The following is a 22,053-nucleotide window of genomic DNA, read 5'->3' on the forward strand; positions in this document are numbered from 1 at the left end:
CTCGGGCAACCACTCAGCGGGAGACGGCGGAAGAAGAAAACTCTGGTCTGGGTGATACGGGCGATAGGTCGTCGGCATGCCGCGATATTATCGAGACAGGTTTCTGCCGCCCAGGCTCCTAGCTTGGGTCGGCCGGCGGATGGCGGGCAGAAGACCAGACTATCCCTGGCCCTTGCGGCTGCGGTGTGGAATCAACTCCTGCACGATCTGGCGCAGCCGCGGCGTGACCGCTTCGCTAGCCTTTTCTTCCATGTTGAGGGTGGCGAACATCACCTTCTCGCGGAACCCGGCGCCCAACGGTCGACGATCGCCGATCAGATAGGCACGTACCGACAGGTTGGCGGTGTAGACGGTCGAACTTTGGCCGTAGTAGGCCAGGTTCTCCGAGCCCAACGGGTCGGCCCGCACCACCACCAGCATGGTAGCTTCCCGGCGTAACGCCTGGAATACGCCGGGCAGGTCGCGCCCTTCGACGCCGCTGATCACGCTGAGATCGAGCACGTCGAAGCCTTCAGCCAGCAAGCGCTCCTCGATCAGCTGTTTGGCCGAGTCGGCCAGGGCGCGGTCGCCCAGCGAGACCACGGCCACCCGCGGCGGCACTGGTAGACTGACCGGCGTTGGCGGGGTGGCCTTGGCGATCTGCTGGCCGCCACCGCTGGCCTCGCCGCGCGAGCCGAGCAGGGCCTTGGCCAGGGCCGGCCGGGCTACCGATCCGTTGTCGTTGGCGGCCAGTCCGTCGGTTTGCGCCTGACTGGGGCCACTCATCGAGCCTGCCTCGACCGTCGGCAGCTGCGGGTCGAGCGCGGTACCCTGAGAGCCGGCAGCGCTGACGGTGCTGATAGTCGGCGGCGAATCGCCAGCAGGACCTTGGCCGACCTGCACCGCCGGTTGGCTGCTGGCAGCGTTGCTCGCTGCGGAGGTGTTCGGTGTCGCTGCCGGCTCGGCCGGGGGATTGGCGGCAATCGCCGGGTCATCGGACCGAATCAGCAGCTCGCCGATCGTGCCGCGGAAAGCAAACGCCAAGCCCACCGCCAGCACAAGGGCTGCCGCTGCCAGCATCATCGGCAGTCGCGAAGCGCGCCGCTCCGGGCGTTCCAGCGCCGAGGGCCGAGCTGCGCTGGGGCGGGTCGGGTCGTGTGCCGGCGGCTGCTGCGGCGGTGCGGCCGCAGCAGCAGACGACGCCGGTGTGCGTGCGACCGGCGGTGGCGTTGGCACGCGCTGCTTCTGTGAGCCCGGCGTAGGCGCACCGACCACGGTGGCGTCAGCCGGCGAGGGCTTGGCGATATTCAGCTGAACAGTGCCGCCCTTGGCGACCAGAGGATGGGCTTCCAATGCTGCCACCAGCTCGTGGCAATTCTGGAAGCGATCGGCCGGCTCCTTGGCCAGCATCTTGGACAGGACTCCGGCGCATTGCGGGTCGACCGCGTTGTTGATACTGCGGATATCCGGGATTTCCGCCTTCACCACCTCCAGCATCATGCCGAGCGGGCTTTCTTCGACAAAGGGCATGCGGCCGGCCAGCATTTCGTACAGCACGATGCCGAGGGCGAAGATGTCCGAGCGCTGATCGACGGTCTTGCCCAGGCACACTTCCGGCGACAGATAACCAGGCGTTCCGACGAACTCGCCGGTCGAGGTCAGCTTCTTGGCGAAATCCTGGGTGGCGAGCGCGATGCCGAAATCGGCGATCTTGACGTGACCGCGCGGGGTCAGCATCAGGTTGCCGGGTTTCAGGTCGCGGTGGATCACCCCTTTGTCGTGCGCCGTGGCCAGGCCCATCGCGGTCTGGCGCATGATCTTCAGTGCGTTCTCAACACTGAGTTTGCCTTCGCGCTTGAGCAGGCCGGAGAGCGAATCGCCTTCGACGAATTCCATGGCGAAGAACGGCTGGCCGGTCTCCTCCTCGGTGCCGATGTAGTAGATCTGGATGATATGCGGGTCGTTCAGCGCCGCCATCGAGCGCGCCTCGCGCAGGAAGCGCTCGACCAGATTGCTGTCGTGCGCTAGCGAAGGTGACAGTTCCTTGATCGCCACATAGCGGTTCAGCGCCGGCTCGAAACCCTTGTAGACGACGCCCATGCCGCCGCGGCCCAATTCATCGACGATCTCGTAATGACCCAGTTGCGTCTTCATAGCAGCGACCCAGTTCAGCCTAATGACCCATGCTAGCACCGCTACGAGACGGGTTCCGTGGTGGATGCAAGGGGGCGGCTGATGGTTCAGCCAACGGACGATATTTGCGGCCGAACGGTGCCGAGTGTGAACGCGGTCAGTAAACTGGGCGCTTTGCGCGGGGAGAGAGCAATGCAGCGACGACAGCTGATTCAAGGCGCCGGCTTGGGCGGTCTGGCCGCCACCTTGGCGGCCTGTGGCGCCCAGACTCAGGGGCCGGCGCCGAGCGCGGCGGCCGGTGCAGAGCAGCCGGTGCGACAGTGGAAAATGGTCACCACCTGGCCGGCCAACTTTCCCGGCCTGGGCAGCGGCGCTGCCCTGCTCGGTGAGATGATCACGCAGGCCACCGGCGGTCGCATCAAAGTCAAAGTGCTTGGCGCGGGTGAACTGGTGCCCGCATTCGAGGTGTTCGATGCGGTCAGTCGCGGCACCGCCGAAATTGGCCATGGCGCAGCCTACTACTGGAAAGGCAAGGCCGAGGCAGCGCCGTTCTTCTGCGCCATCCCGTTTGGTTTGAACGCGCAGGAGATGAATGGCTGGCTGTACTACGGTGGCGGCCTGGAGCTGTGGCGCGAGCTGTACGCGCCGTTCAACCTGGTGCCCTTTCCGGCTGGCAATACCGGCACCCAAATGGCTGGCTGGTTCAATCGCGAGATCAATAGCCTGGACGATCTGAAAGGCTTGAAGATGCGTATCCCCGGCCTCGGCGGCGAGGTGATGGCGCGGGTCGGCGCCACCCCGGTGAATCTGCCCGGCGGCGAGATCTTCACTGCCATGCAAAGCGGCGCCATCGATGCCACCGAATGGGTAGGGCCTTACAACGACCTGGCTTTTGGCCTGCATCGGGTGGCCAAGTATTGTTACTTCCCCGGTTGGCACGAGCCTGGGCCGACACTTGAATGTATCTTCAACAAGGAGGCATTTGAGAGCCTGCCGGACGACCTCAAGGCGATCGTCGATGCCTGCTGCCGAGCGGTCAACGATGCCATGCTGGCCGAATACACGGCGCGCAATCAGCAGGCCCTGGAGCAGTTGAAGAGCGAGTTCAAGGTCGATTTCCGACCGCTACCCGAACCAGTATTGCATGGGCTGGCGGCGGCGACGCGCGGCTTGCTCGACGAGATGAGTAGCAAGGATCCGTTTGCCGCCAAGGTCTACGCCTCGTACAGCGAGTTCCAGCGACGGGCAATGGAATGGCACCGCATCTCGGAGGTGGCCTACTACGCCAGTCGGCGCGCCCTGGTTGAGCTTTGATCACCAAGGCCTGAAGCGGAGCGCGAATGATGAAACGTCTGGCTGTGTGGCTGCTGCGCGGGATGCTGGTGCTGCTGCTGTTGCTCGGTGCCGTCTTGTTGGCTGGCTATCTGCATTATCAGGGGGCTGCCGGCAGGCACTACGCGATCAATGATCCGCCGCTGCAGTTGCCGACTGATTCCCATGCCATGGCACGAGGCGCGCATCTCTACATAACGCGGGGTTGCGCCGATTGCCACGGCGCCGATGGCGGGGGCGCCGAGGTCATGGATGCCGGGCCGGTGGCGCGGGTGGTGGCCGGTAACCTCACCCCCAAGGCGCTCGCCGCCAGGGGCTACGATGCCGATCGGATCGCCGCTGCCATTCGTCATGGCGTCGGCGCAGATGGTCGACCACTGTTCTTCATGCCGGCCGGTGACTTTCATGGCATGAGCGATGCCGACACCGCTGCTCTGGTGGCCTATCTCGGCACGTTGCCTGAGCAGTCACGCGACCCAGGTCGAGGAGGATTGCGGCCGCTCGGCTGGGTGCTGAACATGCTCGGCAAGTTTCCGGCCTTCCCGGCCGAGACCCTGGATCACCGCCCGCGTCCGCGCAGCGCGCCCGAAGCCAAGGCCAATGCGACCTATGGCGAGTATGTGATCGAGGTCTGTCGTGGCTGTCATGGCGTCGACCTGCGCGGCGGCCTGCAACATGGCCCCAATTCGCCGCCCAGCTCCGATCTCAGCCCGCGCGGCCTGCGCGACTGGCGGCTCGAAGACTTCATGCGCGCGATGCGCCAAGGGCTGCGGCCCGACGGTCGCCAGCTCGATCCTTTCATGCCCTGGCAGTCGCTGGGTCAGATGAGCGATCTGGAGCTGCGTGCCATGTGGGCCTATTTGCAGACCCTGCCCAAGGATTGAACGCTGTGAGCAGATCGGCAGAGGCCGCGCAGAACCGCTTGCCGATCGATGACTTGTTGCCTGATCTGCAGCGCCAGCTTGCCGAGCACGCGCGTCTGGTACTGGAAGCGCCGCCCGGGGCCGGCAAGACCACCCGCGTGCCGCTGGCCTTGCTCGACGCCGATTGGCGCGGCGCTGGCCGCATCATCATGCTGGAGCCGCGCCGGGTTGCAGCGCGCGCGGCAGCGCAGTTCATGGCCGATTCGCTCGGTCAGTCTGTGGGTGAAACGGTGGGTTATCGTATTCGCTTCGAAAGCCGGGTCAGCGCCGACACTCAGCTCGAGGTGGTGACCGAGGGCATCCTGACCCGCATGATTCAGGACGACCCCAGCCTCGATGGCGTTGCCGCGGTGCTGTTCGACGAGTTCCACGAACGCCACCTGAGTGCCGACCTCGGGCTTGCACTGACCCTCGATGTGCAGGCGCAGCTGCGGCCGGAGCTGCGTGTGCTGGTGATGTCGGCCACTCTGGACGGCGAACGCTTGGCAGCGCTGCTCGATGCGCCCCGACTGCAAAGCCAGGGGCGAGCGTTTCCGGTGACTATCGAGCACTACGCCAGTCGCCGCGAGGAGTCGCTGGAGCAGCAGGTGAAACGCTGTGTGGAGATGGCCCTGGCTCGGCAAGAGGGCGACCTGCTGGTGTTTCTTCCCGGTCAGCGTGAGATCAACCGTTGTGCCGATGTGCTGGCTGGCGTGGCTGCGCCGACGGAACTTGAAGTGCTGCCTTTGCATGGCGAACTGCCGGTGGAACGTCAGGCTGAGGTGCTGCGACCTGCGGCCAGTGGCCGGCGCCGGGTGGTGCTGGCCACCAATGTCGCCGAAAGCTCGGTAACCTTGCCCGGCGTGCGCATGGTGATCGACAGCGGACTGGCGCGCGAACCGCGTTTTGACCCCAATAGTGGCTTCTCGCGACTGGCCACGGTGGCGATCAGTCAGGCCTCGGCCGATCAGCGCGCCGGTCGCGCCGGTCGCCTCGGGCCGGGCTATTGCTATCGCCTTTGGCCGGAATCGCAGCGCCTGGAACCGCAGCGGCGGGCCGAAATAGCCCAGGTCGATCTGGCCGGGCTGGCGCTGGAGCTGGCCGCCTGGGGCAGCGCCGAGCTGCTCTTCCCCGATCAACCGCCAAGCGGCGCACTGGCTGCCGGCCGCGATCTGCTGCGCCAACTGGGCGCCTTGCAGGACAACGCGCTGACCGACCTCGGACGGCGCATGCTGCGCCTGGGTACCGAGCCGCGGCTGGCGGCGATGCTGCTGGCCGCACCCGCCGCGGATTGCGCCCTGGCCTGTGATCTGGCCGCGCTGCTGGAAGCACGCGATCCGCTGCGCGGCGGCGCTAGCCGACGCGACGATCTGTACGCCCGCTGGCAGGCACTGAGTGCCTTTCGCACCGGCCGTGCGGATGCCGCGGCCAGTCGCAGTGCTCTGGCGGCGATCGATCGCTCGGCGCAGCAATGGCGCCGTCGTCTGCGGATCAATCAGGCGCCGACCGCTGATGCGGCGGCCTCTCGTCTGGGTCTCTTGCTTAGTCATGCCTTTCCCGATCGCATCGCCCGCCAGCACGCCCAGGATCCCTTGCGCTATCAGCTCGCCAATGGTCGCAGCGCGCGACTGTTCGATGACAGCGCCTTGTATGGCGAGCCCTGGATCGTGATTTCCGAGCTGCGCTATGCCGAGCGCGAAGGCCATATCCTGCGCGGCCTGCCGCTCAGTGAAGCCGATCTTCGGCAGCAGTTTCCGAGTCGCTTTGGCAGTCAGGATGTGGTGCGCTGGGACGCCGCGAAGCGTGCCATTGTCGCCCTCCGCGAGCTGCGTTTTGAGCGCATCGTGCTGGAACAGAAGCCACTGCCGAATCCCGATCCGTCGCGCTACGCCGAGGCATTGGTTGATGCGGTGCGCCAGCTCGGTCTTGCTGCCCTGCCTTGGACCGAAGCCCTTAGCCAGTGGCTTGAGCGAGCACGCTGCATCGGTGAGTGGCGGGAAGAGGCGGATTGGCCGGATTTCAGCGATTCCGGCTTGCTCGATTCAGTGGAAGACTGGCTGCAGCCCGGGCTGGCCGGAAAGAGCCGGTTGAGTGCACTCAGCGAGCAGGAGCTGGCGCATAGCCTGCGCAGCCGGCTCAGTTGGCAGCAACAGCAGCGACTGGAGCAGCTGGCGCCAGTTCGGCTCGAAGTGCCTTCGGGGCAACAGCGACCGATCCACTACGAACACGGCAAGCCGCCGGTGTTGGCAGTGAAACTGCAAGAGATGTTCGGTCTCGCCGATACGCCGCGAATTGCCGATGGTCGAGTGCCGTTGACCTTGCATTTGCTGTCGCCCGCTGGCCGGCCGCTGCAGGTGACCCAGGATCTACGTGGCTTCTGGGAGCGGACCTATCCTGAGGTGAAGAAGGAAATGAAAGGGCGCTACCCCAAGCACCCCTGGCCTGACGATCCCTGGTCGGCCGTGCCGACCCATCGAGCCAAGCCGCGCAGCCGATAGAACAGGTGGGTGGGCTGCAGTTCGCGCACCACCACCCAGCCAGCAACGGCAGGTTCAGGTGGCCCCGGTCAGGGCCAAATAACGCCGCACCGTGGCGTCCAGCCCAGCGTAGATCGCTTCGGAGAACAGGGCGTGGCCGATTGATACCTCCAGCACCTCGGGTACACCAACCAGGAAGTCTTCGAGGTTGGACTGGCTCAGGTCATGGCCGGCATTGACCCCCAGGCCTGCGGCCTGCGCGGCGCGAGCGGTGCGGGCACAGTCTGCCAGCGCGGGGGCAACCGTGCCGGCGGCGTGCGCTTCGGCGAACGGTCCGGTGTAGATCTCGATGCGATCGGCACCGATGTCGCGGGCGATGTCGAGCTGTTCGGTACCGGCATCGATGAACAGACTGACCCGGCAGCCGACCTGCTTCAGGGCCGCAATCAGCGGCCGCAGGCGCTCGGCATCGCGTGCCAGGTCGAAGCCGTGGTCGGAGGTGATCTGGCCGTCGGCGTCCGGCACCAGGGTGCACTGCTCGGGCCGCGTCGCCTCGGCCAGCGGAATCAGGCCGGGATAGCCCGGCCGCGCTGGCGCAAACGGGTTGCCCTCGATATTGAGTTCCACCGCGCCGCGACAGAGATCGCGCAGTCGATATACATCCTCAGCCACGATATGCCGGCGATCAGGTCGCGGATGCACGGTGATGCCGTTTGCGCCGGCAGCGATACAGGTCTTGGCGGCACGCAGCGGGTCAGGTTCACCACCGCCGCGCGAATTGCGCAGCACGGCAATCTTGTTGACGTTGACGCTGAGCTGGGTGGGCATGCGAGGTCCTTTCGCGTAGGGCTGTCATCAACGACAGGGTTCCGGGCTTTCCTTCCAGATCACCGGTTCCCAGTAGTTGCCACTATAGATCTGGTGGCGCTGATCGCGATGCAACTTGGCCGCCAGACGATAGGTTATGCCGGGCTCGGCCACCAGTTCCAGCTCCTTGTAGCGGACATCCAGCATCTGCCGATTGCGCTGCCGCAGCTGCACTGGGGTGAACTCGTAGCCGTCGATCGCTTCGGCCACCTTCAGCACGTGCTTGCCTGGAGTGATGCGGAAGGTCGCTGCGCTGAGCGGCCCCGGTAGTTCGCCGTCGATGGCGATCAGCACGGCGCGATGCAGCTCCTGTGTCCGCGGACTGACGTCAAAGGTACTGACCCGGGCGCAGCTGCTGCCGTCACCAGCGCCGCCACCGGAAGAGGCCGCCGTGGTAGCGATTTCAAGGCGGTAGCCCGGCACATCGGTCCGATCGAGTGGTCCCTCCAGAGGCACGATCTGATTGTCTCGCTGCACTTCGAATGCGATCTGGCCTTCGGCTGAGGACAGCGCCTGGCGCAGCAGGCTGGCGCCCTCACTGCCGGCAGGCAGGGGCTGCTCGTTGACCGCTAGAAGGCGATCGCCGGTGCGCAGTCCCATGCGCTGGGCGGCAGCCCCCGGAGTCACCGCCATGATCCGCGGGGCGCTTTCACTTTCAGGCGCGCCGACCACGGCGCCCAGTTCCCAGACCGTACGCGGGGGTTGTTCGACCACCTCGAGCAGGGCGCCGCCGGAGGTCATGTCCAGCACCGCTTGATCGAGGCTGTTGAGCGCCTCGCCTGCCACACTGGGGCAGGCACCGAGCAGGGCGGCAAGACTCAGGGCCAGTGAGGTATTCGCGAGACACGTCTTCATAGTGGGTTTCCAGTGTGCCAAAGTCAGAGTTCAAGTACGGTGGTCGTCACGGCGCCGGCCTGATCGCTGCCGGTCACGGTTGCATCGCGCAACTGCCACAGGCGGCGAATTTCATCGGGGTGAGCGTTGCGGTCGTAGGCGGCCTGCAGTCTTCGATCGATCGCCCTGACGGCGCTACCAGCCAGCGCCGAGGCCGGTGGCGCTGGCGGCTGTTCGGCCATGGCCGGCGCATCCACATCCGGTGGCGCGTTCAGAGCCAGCATCAGGCCGGCGCCGACCAGTATGCCGCCGAGGCCGATGGCGCTGCCGCGTATCCGCTGCCGCCGTCGTCGCTGCGCGCTGCGCGTGCTGCGAATGCGCTGCCACAGCGCCTCTTCCGGCATTTCCACCGTGCGTGTATCGAGTGCAGGGAACAGGCCCGCGGCGGGCACGGACTCTTGCTCGCAACCCTTGTGGTTCATGCTGCGCTCTCCTGTGCGTGTTGACGCAGCCGGCTGAGGCTGCGCGCCAAAAGGGATTTCGACCAGCTTTCCGACTGCTTGAACATGTGCGCGATCTCCGGGTGCGACAATCCTTCCACCTGATGCAGCCAGACCACGCTGCGCGCGCGTGGCGTGAGTTGGGCCAGCAGCGCCTGCGCGTCTATCTGTTCGGCCGAATGGGTCTCCTCGCTCAGCACCTGCTCATCCAGCACTTCGCTGCCGAACCAGCGGCGTTCGATGCGCAACCTGTCGATCACCACATTGATCAACAGCCGCTTCAACCAAGCGCCGAACGGCGCATCGCCGCGAAAGCTCGACAGGCGCTCGAAGGCGCGAATGAAGGCGTCGTGCACCGCATCCTCGGCATTCGAGGGTCGGCCGGTCATTTGCAGTGCTGTGAGGTAGGCCGCCCGGGCGTACATGCGATAGATCGATTCCAAGGCCTGACTGTCTCCACGCTGTGCTCGCGCCAGAACGGCAGCTTCGATGTCCTGGCCAAATCCTGCGTCCTTGCTCATCGACGGTCTCGTGCTGCTATGTGGGTAAGACGGGCGAGACGGCAAAACCGTCGCGGCGCGCTCAAATTGTGAGGCCTATCGCGTAAGTCGGTGAAAACCAGGGCCGGTTCGGTCGCCCCCATAGGCAAGCGAGTTCAGTTGCGCGACACTTTCGGCATGAAAATGCAATGGCTGGGCGCTCTGGTCTTGGCTTTGCTCCTGAATCCAGCCGCGGTGATTTCTGCCGTGCCGATTCAGGGCCAGCCATTGCTGCAGCGCTTCACTGCCAACGACTACGGCGGTGACCCGGCCAACTATGGCGTACTAGGGCTGCCCAACGGCATTCTGCTCTGTGCCAACTCCCGCGGTGTGCTGGTGTTCGACGGCTTGCGCTGGGAGCTGATCGAGCTGCCTGGCCTGAGTCCAGCGCGCGCTCTGTTTCTGGGCGACGACGGGGTGGTCTATGTCGGCGGCTACGATCTGTTTGGTCGGCTGCGTATCGACGAGACTGGCCTGTACCGGTTCGAAGATCTAACCGCCGAGTTTGGTCTTGGCCGCGAAGACGCTATCTTCGGCGTGATCTGGGAAGTGGCCGGCACCAGTGAGGGCGTGCTGTTTCGCAGTGATGAGCACTTGTACTTTCTCGGCTATCAGGGCCAGCGTGAAGTCTGGCCGGCCGATCCGCAGGCCCGCCGCCTGTTCGTCATTCGTGACCGCATCTACAGCCGGGTGCATGGCAAGGGCTACGCCCGAATAGAGCGTGGTGTACCGATGCTGGAGCCGGGCGGCAGTTTTCTTGCCGAGCGCCCGCTGGCCGCCGCCTTGCCCTGGAATCAGGGCACCTTGTTGATCACTGACGACGGCTTCTTTCGCTCTGAGGCCGAGGGCATCGCGCGGGTCAGCGGCGCCGACCATGCGGTGCTGTCGCGCTATCAATCGAATGCCGCCATTCGGCTGCGCGATGGCTCGCTGATGATCGCCAGCACCACCGGTGAGCTGATCCATCTTAACGCCGAGTTGCAGTTGCTGGCGGTGCATCAGGTCGGACCGTATTCGATCCTCAGCATGGAGGATGACCGCGAGGGCGGTCTGTGGGTGTCGACCGAGGGTGACTTGCTGCGGGTCAAGGCGCCTTCGCCCTGGAGCCTGTTTGGCGCTCAGAATGGCCTGATCGGTTCACCCCGCGCCACGGCGTTTCATCAGGATCGTCTATGGGTCGCCACATCGGCCGGCGTGTATGCCAGTCAGCCGGAAGGGGCGGTACTGCAGTTCAAGCTCGAGGTGGCCACCAGTCTGGAGGCTTCCGGCCTGTATGCGGATGCCCACGGGCTGTTGATCGGCGACCGAGCTGGCGCCCTGTTCCGCCATCCGGATGGTCGTGTCGAGCGGCTGGTTGAAACCGACAGTCTGTTCGCCTTCAAGCCTTCCGAGCGCCACCCCAATCTGTTGTACGCATTCGCTGACTCGGAAGTGCTGCTGCTGCAGAAGCACAAACCCGCTTGGCAGCTGCTGGCGCGTTGGCCACTTGGCGCGGTGTCGACCAGCGATGTGCTGGAACTGGATGATCAGACCCTGTTGCTGGACAACTATCGCGGTGATCTGCAGCGCTGGCGCTTTGATCCGGTCAGTGGCGAGTTATTGCAGCGCGGCAGCATCGGCGCTGCCGAGGGATTGCAGGTCGACCCCAATTTCGGCTCGGTGATGCAGCCGCTGGGGCGGCGTCTGTTCGTGGTCAGTGGCATGCGCGTATTCGAGCTGATCGACGGCCGTGCAACGGAATACCTGGGCGAACCTTTCAGCCGTGCCGAGCGACCTTTTGAAATGGGTCTGGCGGAAACCGAGTTGGGTGACTTCGCCTTCACCCCTAACCTGCTGTTGCGCCGACTGCCCGGCACCCAGGATTGGCAGCCGATGCAGCTCGGCGCAGGCGGCGTGCGCGGTATCAGTTCGATGCGTATCGATGCGGACGGCATCCTGCGCGCGATCAACTGGAGCGGCGTGCTGCAGTATGACGGGCGGATCAGCGAGCCTGCGATGGCGCCGCTGAAGGTTGAACTGGCCGGCTTTGAATTGCGCAGCAGCGAAGGCGATAGTCAGCGTCTGCCTCTGAGTTCGGGGCAGGCTTTGCAGCTGGCCGGGTCTGATGCACTGAGTTTCGACTATGTCATGCCGACCATGGATCCGGGTGTCGAGGCGCGGTTTCGCATCGACGGTTATCTGAACAGCTGGAGCGATTGGGTGACGCCGACCCGACCGGGACTGACGCTGCGCAATCCCGGGCCGGGCAGCTACACGCTGCGGGTGGAAGGCCGCACCCGACTGGGTCGAGTGGCACAGCCCCTGGAGTTTCAGTTCCGTGTGCTTCCGGCCTGGTGGCAGACTTCCAGTGCACGCATTGCCCTGGTGTTCGCGGTGGTGTTGGTGCTGCTGGCGGTGGCGCATCTGTTCGTGCGCTTTCGATACCGGCAGTACCTGGCGGCCAATCGGCGCCTGGAACAGCGCATTGCCGAGCGTACCGCTGAGTTAGAGGCAGCCAATGCCAAGCTGGCCGAGCTGGCGACCGAAGATAGTCTGACCGGCGTGGCCAATCGGCGAGCGCTGGAGCAGGCACTGAAACGCGAATGGGATCGCTGCGCCGATCAGCGACAGCCGCTGGCGGTGATCATGGTCGATGTCGACTACTTCAAGCAGTTCAACGATCGCCATGGGCATCTGGAAGGCGACAAGGAGCTTGTCCGCGTGGCGCGCGAGCTGGCTGGGCGGGTGCGTCCGCCGCGCGAGCTTCTGGCACGCTTTGGCGGTGAAGAATTTGCCGTGGTGCTGCCCAACACCGATCTCAACGAAGCCTTGCACAGGGCCGAGTCGATGCGCGCCGCATTCGACGGCAGCAGTTCGCCGAACACGGTCAGTGTCGGCGTGGCGGCCGAGGTGCCGCGTGCCGGGCGCGATCCCCTGCAGCTGGTGCGCGATGCCGATGATGCCCTGTACACCGCCAAGCGGGCCGGTCGCAACCGGGTGATGGCGGCCGCCGCCTGAGTGGTCGTTCAGCGCAAAAGTGAAGCTATGTGTTGAGATTGCGGCCGCCGTAGCGAGCGGTGGTCAGCCGGCGATATGCGCCATCAGGTGCACGTCGGCATAGCTGCCGGCGCGAAACGCATACCCTGAGCAGGTGCCCTCGGTGACGAAGCCGTGCTTGTGGAACAGGGCAATGGCCGGCTGATTGTCGGTATACGTCTCAAGTTCGACCCGTCGAACGTTCAACCAGCCGTGGCACAGCTCCAGTGCCGCGCTGATCAGGGCCGAGCCCACGCCCTGACGCCGAGCGCTCTCGGCCACCGCCAGACCGATATTGGCCACGTGCTTGCGCCGCGGGGCGCTGAACACATCAATGCCGATCTGGCCCATCACCTCGGTGTTGGCGCAGGCGATCAGACTGTAGAAGCCTTCGTTCAAGTGGCCCAGTCGTGCCTGCCACAGTTCCGCTGATGGAAACGGCAGCTGCAAGGTGGCCGCCACATTGGAGGGCTGGGCGTAGATGGCGCGAATGCGCTCGATGTCGGCCGGCTCGCTATGGCGAATCGAGAAGCTCAATTATTTCTCCGTCTAGCCTAGCGGCGGATTGCACCGATCAGCGCCAACAGCACCACCGCGCCGAGAAAGGCTTCCAGCACCGCGCCGAGGAAACCGCCGGTGATCCGCACCCCGACCATCGGTAGCAGCCAGCCGCCGAGAAAGGCGCCGACTACGCCGATCAGCAGGTGACTCAGCACGCTGCGCTTGCGCCCGCGCATCACCAATCCCGCCAGCCAGCCGGCCAGCAGGCCGACCAGGGCCATGGTGATGAAGCCCTCCAGGGTCATCGGCTAACGCTCAACATCGCTGACATCGGTCAGTGCCGCTGGCGCCGCGACCGCAGCTGGCTCAGCATCAGGCTTGGCCATGGTCTGCTTCAGCCGGTGGCGCTCCAGGGCAGGATTCAGCTGGGCGCCACCGTCGTGGCTGCTGCGCTGAATGCGTGCCGAGATGATGGCCAGGGCACCGCTGAGCATCAGACCGAGTGCGGCGAGCAGGCAGAGCAGCGCCAAGCCCATCGATTGGGTATTGATCGCCACCGCGAAACAGCCGACGGCGAGGGCAAACATGATCCAGGGCATGCATACGATCCACAGTCAAACGTCGACAGTTTAGTAGATCATCGAGCCAAAGTTGGAATCGGCTTGGCATTCCACCGAACCGGTGGTCGAAAACCTGCGCTGCCGCGGTGGTTCGGGCAGTCCATCGGCGATGAGGCGTGGCGCTACAGGATTGGCGATAGCAGGCGGGCGCCGGCCTCGGCCAGGCGATCCCAGTGACTGAGTCGGCGCGGCAGGTGCTGCCGATCGGAGGCCTCGAAATCGGCGCTCAGCTGGGCACTCAGATCGCGCACGAAGTTTGGCTCATAGACCAGCAGGGCAATCTCGAAATTCAGCCGAAAGCTGCGCAGGTCGAAGTTAGCCGATCCGACCAGGGCGCAGTCGTCATCGACCAGCATGGCCTTGGCGTGCAGCATGCGTGCCGGGTACTGATAGATCTTCACGCCGCGCGCCAGCAGTTCATCGTAGTAGGAGCGGGCGCAGGCCGAGACTATTCGTGAATCGCTGCGCTGCGGTAGCAGCAGGCGTACATCGACGCCGCGCAGAGCCGCATTGCTCAGGGCATACAAGGCCGCTTCGCCGGGTGAGAAGTAAGGCGTGACCAGCCAGACACGTTGGCGCGCGTCGCTGATGGCTTGCAGATAGCAGCGGTGAATCGCTTCGGCATCGCTGTCTGGGCCGGAGGCCACTACCTGGGCCGAGAGCTGGCCAGCGGCCAGCGGCGGATACAGGTCCTTTTCTGGCAGGGGCCGGCGGGTGGCGTACAGCCAGTCTTCGGCAAACACGCCCTGCAACCAGCCCACCACCGGTCCCTGCACTCGCAAGTGCAGGTCATGCCAGCCTTCAGTGGCGCTGGAGCCGCTTTGTTCGGCGCTGATATTGATCCCGCCGGTAAAGCCGATGACGCCGTCAATCACGGCGATCTTGCGATGGCAGCGCAGGTTGAGCAGCGGTCGCAGGGTGGCCAGCCGGAACGGGTGGAAGCGTGCCACCTCCAGTCCGGCGCGACGCAGTGCGCGCAATCGTCGACCGCGCATTCGTGGCGAACCCACCGCATCGACCAATAGTCGCACCTGAACTCCACGTTCCACCGCGTCGCACAAGGCCTGAATCACTTTCTGGCCAACATCATCGGGCTCAAAGATGTAGTACTCAAGATGCACATGTTGCCGGGCCGTAGCGATGGCCTGCAGCAGTGCTGCAAAGGTCGCCTTGCCGTCGACCAGTAGATCGATGCGCTCGGCGCTGGCCAAGGGCGCGCCGGTGGCTTTCTCGACCAGCCGGCTGAGCCTCTGTTTGCGACGACGCAACCCGGCCTCCAGTTCCGGCGCGGCACTGGCCTCACAGCGGCTTTGCTGACGCAGCCGCTGTCGCCGCAGGCGTTGTCGCTTGATCTTCTGCGGGCCGAGGAAGAAATAGACTACGAAGCCGAGCACGGGCAGCGCCGCCAGGGCAAACAGCCAGGCCAGGGTGGCAAAGGGGGAGCGCTTCTGCAGCACGATCCAGACCGCCAACACCAGCAGATACGCGGCCCAGACCAAGGAGCCGATCGTCCACCAGGTGCTGAGATGTGCCAAATCCATCTCCGGCTTATACCATCGCAGCCATGAGGAGATTCTTGCCGACCCGTGTTGATCTGGCTTCGAGGTTGCGCCGGCTGCGCTCGGAGACGACATGCCCTTGATCGACATCGGTGATTGCCGTCTGTTTGTGCGCGCTTATGGAGCGGGTCCGCCGCTGCTGCTGATCCATGGCCTGGGTTCCAGTGGCGATGACTGGGCCTTTCAGTTGCCGGCCTGGTCGCGCCAGTTTCAGCTCATCGTGCCTGATCTTCGTGGTTGCGGACGCAGTGAACGTCCGCCGGGGTCCTATTCAATTGCTGGTTTTGCTGCCGACCTTGCAAGCCTGCTCGATCGTCTGGCGATTCAACACTGCGCCGTGGTCGGATTCTCGATGGGCGGTGCGGTGGCATTGGAGCTGGCCCTGCAGCAGCCGCAGCGGATCAGCCGCCTGGTCACCATCAATAGCCTGCCCAGCTATCGCGTCGATCACTGGCGCAAGGCGCTGGAATATCATGTTCAGATGGCACTGGTTCGTGTGCTGGGCATGCGCCGCAGCGCTGCCTTGATCGGCAAGCGGCTGTTTCCGCACCCGGCGCAGCAGGCCATGCGCGAGCGCGTGATCGAGGTGATCGGCGGCAGTCTGGCCGAGCCCTATTTGCGCTGCGCGCGCGCCCTGGCCGACTGGTGCGCCGCCGATCGATTGCATCAGCGGCAGTCGCCGATGCTGATGCTGGCTGGTGAATTCGACTACACCGGGCTGGAGGAAAAGCGGCGCTGGGCGCAGCAGATGGCGGCGCAGATCCGGGTGGTGGCAGGCAGTCGACACGGCACGCCCTTCGATGCCATTCAGGCCACCAATCGTTGCATCGAAGCCTTTCTGTGCGACGCCGAGTTGCCCGACGGTCTGTCCATCGATGCACCGCACGAAGTGCCGCGCGAACCACCGGCAAGTCCGCAGGAAGTGCTGTTGTCCAGCGTGGCCGCAGCGCCAGGCGAAGCGCTGGTCATGCCTTGATGCTGGCTTTGGCCCCTTGCTGGAGCGACAGCGGCATACAACAATGCGCCCACCTCTTACTGTCAGGTCACCCCGCATGGGCGTAGTCGCGCTGACCATCCGACCCGCCGAGCGTGGCGATATCCACCTGCTGGCCGATTTTGCCCTGGCCATGGCCTGGGAAACCGAGCACAAGCGCCTTGATCGCGCCACCGTGGAGCGCGGGGTGGCCGCCGTGCTGGCGCAGCCGCAGCGCGGCGTTTATAGAGTTGCCGAGCGCGATGGCAAGGTGGTCGGGGCCTTGATGATCACCTATGAGTGGAGCGACTGGCGCTGCGCCGACTGGTGGTGGATACAGTCGGTGTACATCACGCCCGAGGCGCGCCGCAGCGGCGTGTTCAAGGCGCTGTATCGCTCGGTGCAGCAGGAGGCGCTGCAACGCAGCGATGTGTGTGGAATTCGCCTGTACGTGGAGCGCGACAACCATCGCGCACAGGCCACCTATGCGGCCATCGGCATGCAGGATGCCGCCTATCGCGTGATGGAAGAGACCATGCCCTGGGTGGCCGAGCTGATCAAGAAAGAGTGAAGGATGTCGGCGGGCTGTCGATTGCCCGGGCGGCAGCGTATGCTTTACTCAGCGTTCCAGCACCGGGAGATCGGCATGAGCCTGGATGACGATAGCTTGCTTCGGCGCCAGAAGCTGTTCTTGCAGCAGGTCGAGTTTGATCTTCGCAGAATCAATCGCGAGGTCATCCACGAGCGCATTCCCGAGCTCAACAAGGAGAGCTTCGTGCGTTTTGCCTCGTTTGTGGCCGAGACCCGGGCGCGCTACCTGCGTGCCGCTCTGGCAGTCAGTCAAACGCCCAGTGGATCATCGGAAGCGGAGCTGCTGCTGCAGACCTTGCGCCATGAGCGTGAAGCCTTCGAGGAGTCGAAGAACGCGTTTGCGGCCCTGGAGCGCGCCATTGAACAGGGCTATGTTGATCTTAAGTCGTGAATCCGAGCATCAGGACAGAAGCGGTACCATCTATTCTGGAAACAGCGCCGGGTCAGCCGGCACCTGAAACCTGGGGGGCAGCATGCTGCTGATTGTGGGCTGGGTGATCGCCCTGGCGTGTATCTTTGTCGGCTTCATCGTCTCCGGCGGGCATATGGCGGCCCTGGTGCATCCGGTCAAGATGATGATGATCATTGGCGGCGCCATGGGTGCGTTTATCGCCAGTTGCACGCCTGGTACCTTGAAAGCTGTGCTGCGTGCCGCGCCCGGCGCGTTCAAGGGGGCCAAGTACAGCAAGGCGGTCAATACCGAGCTGCTCTGCCTGCTCTATGCCGTGCTGTCGAAGATCCGCAAGGAGGGCATGATTTCGATCGAGGGTGAAATCGAGAACCCCGAGGGCGGCACGATCTTTCCCAACTACCCGACCCTGATGGGTGACCATCACATCATCGAGTTCCTCTGCGATTACCTGCGCATGATGGTGTCCGGCACGATGGATCCGAATGAGCTCGAAGACCTGATGAATGCCGAGATCGAGACCCATCATCAGGAGGGGCATGTGCCGATCAACATGCTGACCAAGCTGGCCGATTCGATGCCGGCCTTCGGTATCGTCGCGGCGGTGATGGGCGTGGTGATCACCATGGGCTCGTTGAACGAACCGCCAGCGGTGCTGGGCCATATGATCGGCGCCGCCCTGGTCGGCGCCTTCGTCGGCATCCTGTTCGGCTACGGCATTTTCGGCCCGGTGCCGGCGGTGATGGAGCAGAAGCTGACCGAATCGAGCAAGGCCTTTGAATGCGTGAAAGAGACCCTGCTGGCCAGTCTGTCCGGCGCTTCGCCGGCGGTCGCGGTGGAGTACGGGCGCAAGGTACTGTTCTCCGATGTGCGGCCTTCGTTCATCGAGCTGGAAGAGGCAATCAAGACTCCGCGCTGAACACGTGATTTCACCGAACGATTGGCGAGACGATGGCGAAACAAGAACGCCCGGTCATCATCAAGAAGATCAAGAAGGTGCAGGGGCACGCGCATCACGGCGGCGCCTGGAAGATCGCCTATGCCGATTTCGTCACTGCGATGATGGCGTTCTTCCTCTTGATGTGGCTGCTGGCGGTGGCCGACAAGGAAACCAAGCGCGGTCTCGCCGACTACTTCAATAACCCACCGATTCGGCTCAGCTTGATGGGCGGTGAAAACGTCGGTGAGCAGACCCGGCCGTTGCCCGGCGGCGGCACAGAGCTGCAGAAGGTCGAAGGCGAAGCCAAGCGTGGCAACCCCGAGCAGATCAAGAAGATCAGCGAGCAGGAGGCTGAAGAGATCGCCAAGAAGATGGAGATCGAGCAGCTGGAGGAGCTGAAAGAGCAGATCACTGCCGCCATCGATAACATCCCCTCACTCAAGCCGTACAAGGGCCAGCTGCTGCTCGACCTGACCAGCGAGGGTTTGCGCATTCAGATCGTCGATCAGGAAAATCGGCCGATGTTCGATCAGGGCAAGACCAATCTAAAGCCCTATGCCGCCGAAATCCTCAGCGAAATCTCTCAGCTGATCAATGACACCGGCAAGCGGATCAGCATTTCCGGCCATACCGATGCCACGGCCTTCGTCGGCGGCGAGGGGGGCTACAGCAACTGGGAGCTCTCCAATGATCGTGCCAATGCCGCACGTCGGCAGCTGATCTCCGGTGGTCTGGCTCCTGATCGGGTGATGCGCGTGGTCGGTCTGGCGTCCACCGTGCTGCTGGACAAGGAAAATCCGACCAACCCGCAGAACCGCCGTATTGCCATCGTGGTGATGAACAAGGACACCGAGGAAGCCATCGAACAGCGCGAAGGGGATCCCGATGATGCGCCGCCGGTCGATGCCGGTGCTGAGAATGCCGCGTCGCAGGAGCAGGCGCCCGCCGAGGTCGATGAGCCGGCGGCCGATCGGCCGTAGCCGATTCAATGCCCTCCACCCTTAGCCTGCTGTTGCGCTCGCTGGTGGCATGGGGTGCGGCGGCGGCCGTACTGCTGGCCTGGGCCTGGAGTGGTTCACCGCTCGGCGGCTGGCTGGGGGGGCTGCTGCTGGCCGTGTCGGGCAGTGCCCTACTGAGTCGGTGGCTGGGTCTGCCGATCTGGTGGGTGGCGATCAACGCGTTGATGCCGCTGCTGGTGATCCTGGCCTTGCGCAGCCAGGCTGCGCCCGGGATCTGGCTGATGCTCGGGCTGGCCATGCTGCTGCTATTTGGCGCCAGCTTTCAGTCGCGAGTGCCGCTATGGTTGTCTGGTGCGCGTGTCCGACGCGCCCTGCCGTCCCTGTTGCCGCAGCGCCCGCAGGGTTGCTTTCTCGATCTCGGCGCCGGGCTGGCCGGGCCGGCGATGGCGGTACAGCGGGCCAGGCCCGGCTGGCGCGTCGATGCCACTGAATGGGCGCCGCTGCCCTATCTGATCGGCGCCCTGCGCCTGCGCCTGGCCGGCCTGCCGGTGCGCTGGCGGCGGCGCGATCTGTGGCAGATCGATCTGGCTGACTATGATGTGGTGTACGCCTACCTGTCGCCAGCGCCGATGAGCAAGTTATGGGCTAAGTGCTGCCAGGAAATGCGCCCGGGGAGTCTGCTGATCAGCTATCGATTCGCCGTGCCGCAGCAACTGCCCAGCCAGACGATTGAGCTGGGCCGCAACGGGGATGTGTTGTTGGTTTATCGGCTGTAGGCCGCTATCAGCCGCAATCGGCTGCTCAATGCAGCAGCTGACGTGGGTCTTCGTCGATGCCCAGCGGTACTTTCTCCACGCCGATGCCATGCGCGGCCAGAATCGCCATCAGTTGCCGCAGGCCGATCTGGTAGCGCTGCCAGGCGCCGTCGACGTCGGCATGCAAGCGGCCAAACCGATGGCGCCAGATGCTCGGACTGGGGTCAGCGATGCGAACTTGATGGCCGCGACCGACCGCAATCAGACCGTCGTCGCTATCCAGCCATTCCGCCGAGTCCGGCGACAGCAGGGCGGCCTCGATCAGGCGCCAGATGTCAGCCAGACCGGCGTGCTGATACTGGTGGGCGATCAGCGCGCACAGATCGTGAATCGACAGGTAGCGCGCATGTTCCAGGGTGGCGCCGAAGCCGCTTTGTGCCTGCAGCGCGGTGCCGGCGCCGGCCATGCCGGTGTCGAGCAGGCGCTCTTCCATTAGCCGTCCCACTTCCAACGCACGCTCGGGTTCGCCGATCAAGGCGAAGGGCAGCAGGCGCAGCAGGCCGCCCTGAAACTGCGGGTCGGGCTGCAGGGCGGCACTGGGCATCTGGCCCTGGTGCGCACCGACCGCGATCACCCGGCCGCCACGGGCGCCGGGCGCCAGCTCGGCCAGCTCGGTCAATGCCGAATGCACCGGCCAGCCGGGCCGCAGCAGTTCCGCCGGATCGTACAGGGCGGCGGCAAACGCGCCATCCAAACGCTCGGCGCCGGGCAGCAGCTGGCCGAGGTCGCGGGCCAACAAGGCCGCCAGCTCTTCGGCCTCGGCCCGTTCGAGGGTCGAACGCGGCGCGTCGCCGCTGGCGGAAAGCTCCAGCGCCAGCGCGCCCAGACAGTGAATGCGGTTGCTCATGCCCTACGCAGAAAGAAGAGGGAGGGCTAAAGTAGCAGCCCCCGCATGACTTAAGCGAGCCGCCCGCCTTGCGTTTGCCGAACTGGCTGCGAATCGAATCGCGCTGTTTGATCGAGCTGTATCTGATTCCAGCGGTCTGCGTGCTGCTGCCCTGGTCGCTCGGCTATCGCTGGCTGCGCGGCTGGTCGCGCTGGTCGCGTCTTTTCAGTCAGGAATGGCGTGCCGCCCTGCAGGCAGCGCAGCAATGGGTCACGATCGACGATCCCGCCGCCTGGGCGCGCGATTACCGCACGTGCCGGCTGGTTGATCACGCCGATTACTGGCTGTCGCGTACCCGCAGCCGCGGCTGGCTCACGCGCCATGCGACCACGGTCGGCCGCTGGCCCTGCACTGAACAGGCCGCCGTGGGCGTGTTCTTTCACTGGTGCGCCGGTATGTGGGGGGTGCGATCGCTGCATTTTGCCGGGCCGTCATCGGCGGTGCTGGCCGGGCATTTCAGCAAGCGCAGCATGGGGGGCTCGTGGCTGGCCTATTGGTACGGTCGGCTGCGACTGGCCGAGCTGGCCCGAGCCGGCGGCTGTCCCCTGATCTATGCTCCGGGCACCTTGAAGAAGGCCGAGGCCGAACTGGCGCGTGGCAATTGGGTGATCGGTACGCCGGACGTGCCGCCCACTGAAACCAAGCTGGCCCAGCCGGTGACCCTGTTCGACCGACCCGCCCTGTTCACCGAAGGCCTGATCCGCATCGCCCGCGATGCCGGAGTTCCGCTGGTGATCTTCACCATCGCCCTGGACCTGACTGACGGCCGGCGCGAACTGCGTATCCAGGGCCCGTTCGATGCCGGCGATCCCGCCCTTCGGCAGCGCATTGCCAGCTACTGGGAAGGCCTGATCAAGGAGAAGACCTGGGGGTTTTCCCTGTGGCCGATGATGCCAGCGTACTTCGCCGGGGCATCTGCACCCGCCGATTGATGCCTCGAGGTCGGCCTCGCCAGGCGCCTGGGCGCTAAGGGATTGGTTTTCCCTGGCTTCTCCCAGCCCACCCACCCTGAACATCGGGCAGTGAGTTCCGCGGCAGCAGTCGCTGCGGCGAAAAAGGACGCACAAAGGTGCCCGGGGCAGGAAAAGACCGCTTTGCGCCTAGCCCGGATATTTCACGAGCCCCTCAAGATCGCGACGTTCGTCCCGACCGGACGTTCGTGTGGCCTTCGCAGACCGGATTTGGCTGCTTTTGGGATGTTTTTCCGGAATTCAGACGCAAT

The 22,053-nt window shown here is 64.7% G+C and carries 21 protein-coding genes; 11 read left to right on the forward strand and 10 right to left on the reverse strand.

The features are described from left to right. Positions 1-159: 159 nt before the first annotated feature. On the reverse strand, positions 160-2,133 hold the full coding sequence (locus IFO71_RS19575) for a serine/threonine-protein kinase (RefSeq protein ID WP_192031374.1): 1,974 nt from the start codon (positions 2,131-2,133) through the stop codon (positions 160-162). Between the two features lie 171 nt (positions 2,134-2,304). On the opposite strand from IFO71_RS19575, the gene IFO71_RS19580 reads away from it, so the two are divergent. Genes IFO71_RS19580 through hrpB form a run of 3 tightly spaced genes read left to right on the forward strand, consistent with a single transcriptional unit; the run spans position 2,305 to position 6,844 of the window. Then, complete coding sequence (locus tag IFO71_RS19580; protein ID WP_192031375.1) at positions 2,305-3,426, forward strand: TRAP transporter substrate-binding protein; 1,122 nt, start codon at positions 2,305-2,307, stop codon at positions 3,424-3,426. A 29-nt stretch (positions 3,427-3,455) separates the two neighbouring features. Next, positions 3,456-4,328 carry a c-type cytochrome gene (locus IFO71_RS19585; protein WP_192031376.1) on the forward strand — a complete coding sequence of 291 codons (873 nt, stop codon included), beginning with the start codon at positions 3,456-3,458 and terminating at the stop codon, positions 4,326-4,328. 5 nt (positions 4,329-4,333) lie between these two features. Further along, positions 4,334-6,844 carry an ATP-dependent helicase HrpB gene (gene hrpB, locus IFO71_RS19590; RefSeq protein WP_332309421.1) on the forward strand — a complete coding sequence of 837 codons (2,511 nt, stop codon included), beginning with the start codon at positions 4,334-4,336 and terminating at the stop codon, positions 6,842-6,844. 54 nt (positions 6,845-6,898) lie between these two features. On the opposite strand, the gene IFO71_RS19595 is transcribed toward hrpB, so the two are convergent. The 4 genes from IFO71_RS19595 to IFO71_RS19610 are packed head-to-tail and all read right to left on the reverse strand — an operon-like array spanning position 6,899 to position 9,545. After that, on the reverse strand, positions 6,899-7,651 hold the full coding sequence (locus IFO71_RS19595; RefSeq protein WP_192031377.1) for a pyridoxine 5'-phosphate synthase: 753 nt from the start codon (positions 7,649-7,651) through the stop codon (positions 6,899-6,901). Between the two features lie 27 nt (positions 7,652-7,678). Next, positions 7,679-8,545 (reverse strand): PDZ domain-containing protein, encoded by an 867-nt coding sequence (locus IFO71_RS19600; RefSeq protein WP_192031378.1) that lies wholly within the window; start codon positions 8,543-8,545, stop codon positions 7,679-7,681. Between the two features lie 23 nt (positions 8,546-8,568). Then, positions 8,569-9,006 (reverse strand): hypothetical protein, encoded by a 438-nt coding sequence (locus IFO71_RS19605; protein WP_192031379.1) that lies wholly within the window; start codon positions 9,004-9,006, stop codon positions 8,569-8,571. Next, entirely contained in the window at positions 9,003-9,545 is a 543-nt protein-coding gene (locus tag IFO71_RS19610; RefSeq protein ID WP_192031380.1) for an RNA polymerase sigma factor, read from the reverse strand. The genes IFO71_RS19605 and IFO71_RS19610 overlap by 4 nt, the downstream gene beginning before the upstream one ends. 156 nt (positions 9,546-9,701) lie before the next feature. Here IFO71_RS19610 and IFO71_RS19615 point away from each other — a divergent pair, with 156 nt between their 5' ends. Then, positions 9,702-12,560 carry a GGDEF domain-containing protein gene (locus IFO71_RS19615; RefSeq protein ID WP_192031381.1) on the forward strand — a complete coding sequence of 953 codons (2,859 nt, stop codon included), beginning with the start codon at positions 9,702-9,704 and terminating at the stop codon, positions 12,558-12,560. A 63-nt stretch (positions 12,561-12,623) separates the two neighbouring features. Here IFO71_RS19615 and IFO71_RS19620 read toward each other — a convergent pair whose 3' ends face one another. From IFO71_RS19620 to cls, 4 genes are all read right to left on the reverse strand, one after another. Further along, a complete protein-coding gene (locus IFO71_RS19620; RefSeq protein ID WP_192031382.1) occupies positions 12,624-13,115 on the reverse strand; it encodes a GNAT family N-acetyltransferase in 492 nt (163 codons plus the stop codon). A gap of 17 nt (positions 13,116-13,132) precedes the next feature. After that, entirely contained in the window at positions 13,133-13,384 is a 252-nt protein-coding gene (locus IFO71_RS19625) for a GlsB/YeaQ/YmgE family stress response membrane protein (protein WP_192031383.1), read from the reverse strand. Positions 13,385-13,387: 3 nt separating this feature from the next. Next, positions 13,388-13,678: a hypothetical protein gene (locus tag IFO71_RS19630; RefSeq protein WP_192031384.1), complete on the reverse strand. Its 291-nt coding sequence runs from the start codon at positions 13,676-13,678 to the stop codon at positions 13,388-13,390. Positions 13,679-13,821: 143 nt separating this feature from the next. Further along, positions 13,822-15,240 (reverse strand): cardiolipin synthase, encoded by a 1,419-nt coding sequence (gene cls / locus IFO71_RS19635; protein WP_192031385.1) that lies wholly within the window; start codon positions 15,238-15,240, stop codon positions 13,822-13,824. 91 nt (positions 15,241-15,331) lie between these two features. On the opposite strand from cls, the gene IFO71_RS19640 reads away from it, so the two are divergent. The 6 genes from IFO71_RS19640 (at position 15,332) to IFO71_RS19665 (ending at position 19,906) form a co-directional block, all read left to right on the forward strand. After that, a complete protein-coding gene (locus IFO71_RS19640) occupies positions 15,332-16,234 on the forward strand; it encodes an alpha/beta fold hydrolase (protein WP_192031386.1) in 903 nt (300 codons plus the stop codon). A 76-nt stretch (positions 16,235-16,310) separates the two neighbouring features. Beyond that, a complete protein-coding gene (locus tag IFO71_RS19645) occupies positions 16,311-16,802 on the forward strand; it encodes a GNAT family N-acetyltransferase (protein ID WP_192031387.1) in 492 nt (163 codons plus the stop codon). 75 nt (positions 16,803-16,877) lie between these two features. Next, on the forward strand, positions 16,878-17,213 hold the full coding sequence (locus IFO71_RS19650) for a hypothetical protein (protein ID WP_192031388.1): 336 nt from the start codon (positions 16,878-16,880) through the stop codon (positions 17,211-17,213). An 82-nt stretch (positions 17,214-17,295) separates the two neighbouring features. Continuing rightward, positions 17,296-18,150, forward strand: a complete 855-nt coding sequence (gene motA, locus IFO71_RS19655; protein ID WP_192031389.1) for a flagellar motor stator protein MotA — start codon at positions 17,296-17,298, stop codon at positions 18,148-18,150. Positions 18,151-18,182: 32 nt separating this feature from the next. Then, positions 18,183-19,151: a flagellar motor protein MotB gene (gene motB / locus IFO71_RS19660; RefSeq protein WP_192031390.1), complete on the forward strand. Its 969-nt coding sequence runs from the start codon at positions 18,183-18,185 to the stop codon at positions 19,149-19,151. Between the two features lie 8 nt (positions 19,152-19,159). Beyond that, the gene (locus IFO71_RS19665) at positions 19,160-19,906 is read left to right on the forward strand and encodes a class I SAM-dependent methyltransferase (protein ID WP_192031391.1); all 747 of its coding nucleotides are present in this window, start codon (positions 19,160-19,162) and stop codon (positions 19,904-19,906) included. Positions 19,907-19,931: 25 nt separating this feature from the next. Here the strand turns inward: IFO71_RS19665 and IFO71_RS19670 are convergent, their stop codons facing one another. Next, a complete protein-coding gene (locus IFO71_RS19670; protein ID WP_192031392.1) occupies positions 19,932-20,792 on the reverse strand; it encodes a hypothetical protein in 861 nt (286 codons plus the stop codon). A gap of 68 nt (positions 20,793-20,860) precedes the next feature. Between IFO71_RS19670 and IFO71_RS19675 the strand changes: the two genes are divergently transcribed. Further along, complete coding sequence (locus IFO71_RS19675) at positions 20,861-21,763, forward strand: hypothetical protein (RefSeq protein ID WP_192031393.1); 903 nt, start codon at positions 20,861-20,863, stop codon at positions 21,761-21,763. Positions 21,764-22,053 lie beyond the last annotated feature (290 nt).

It is taken from the genome of Pseudomarimonas arenosa (genome assembly GCF_014841215.1).
GTDB lineage: Bacteria > Pseudomonadota > Gammaproteobacteria > Xanthomonadales > Xanthomonadaceae > Pseudomarimonas > Pseudomarimonas arenosa.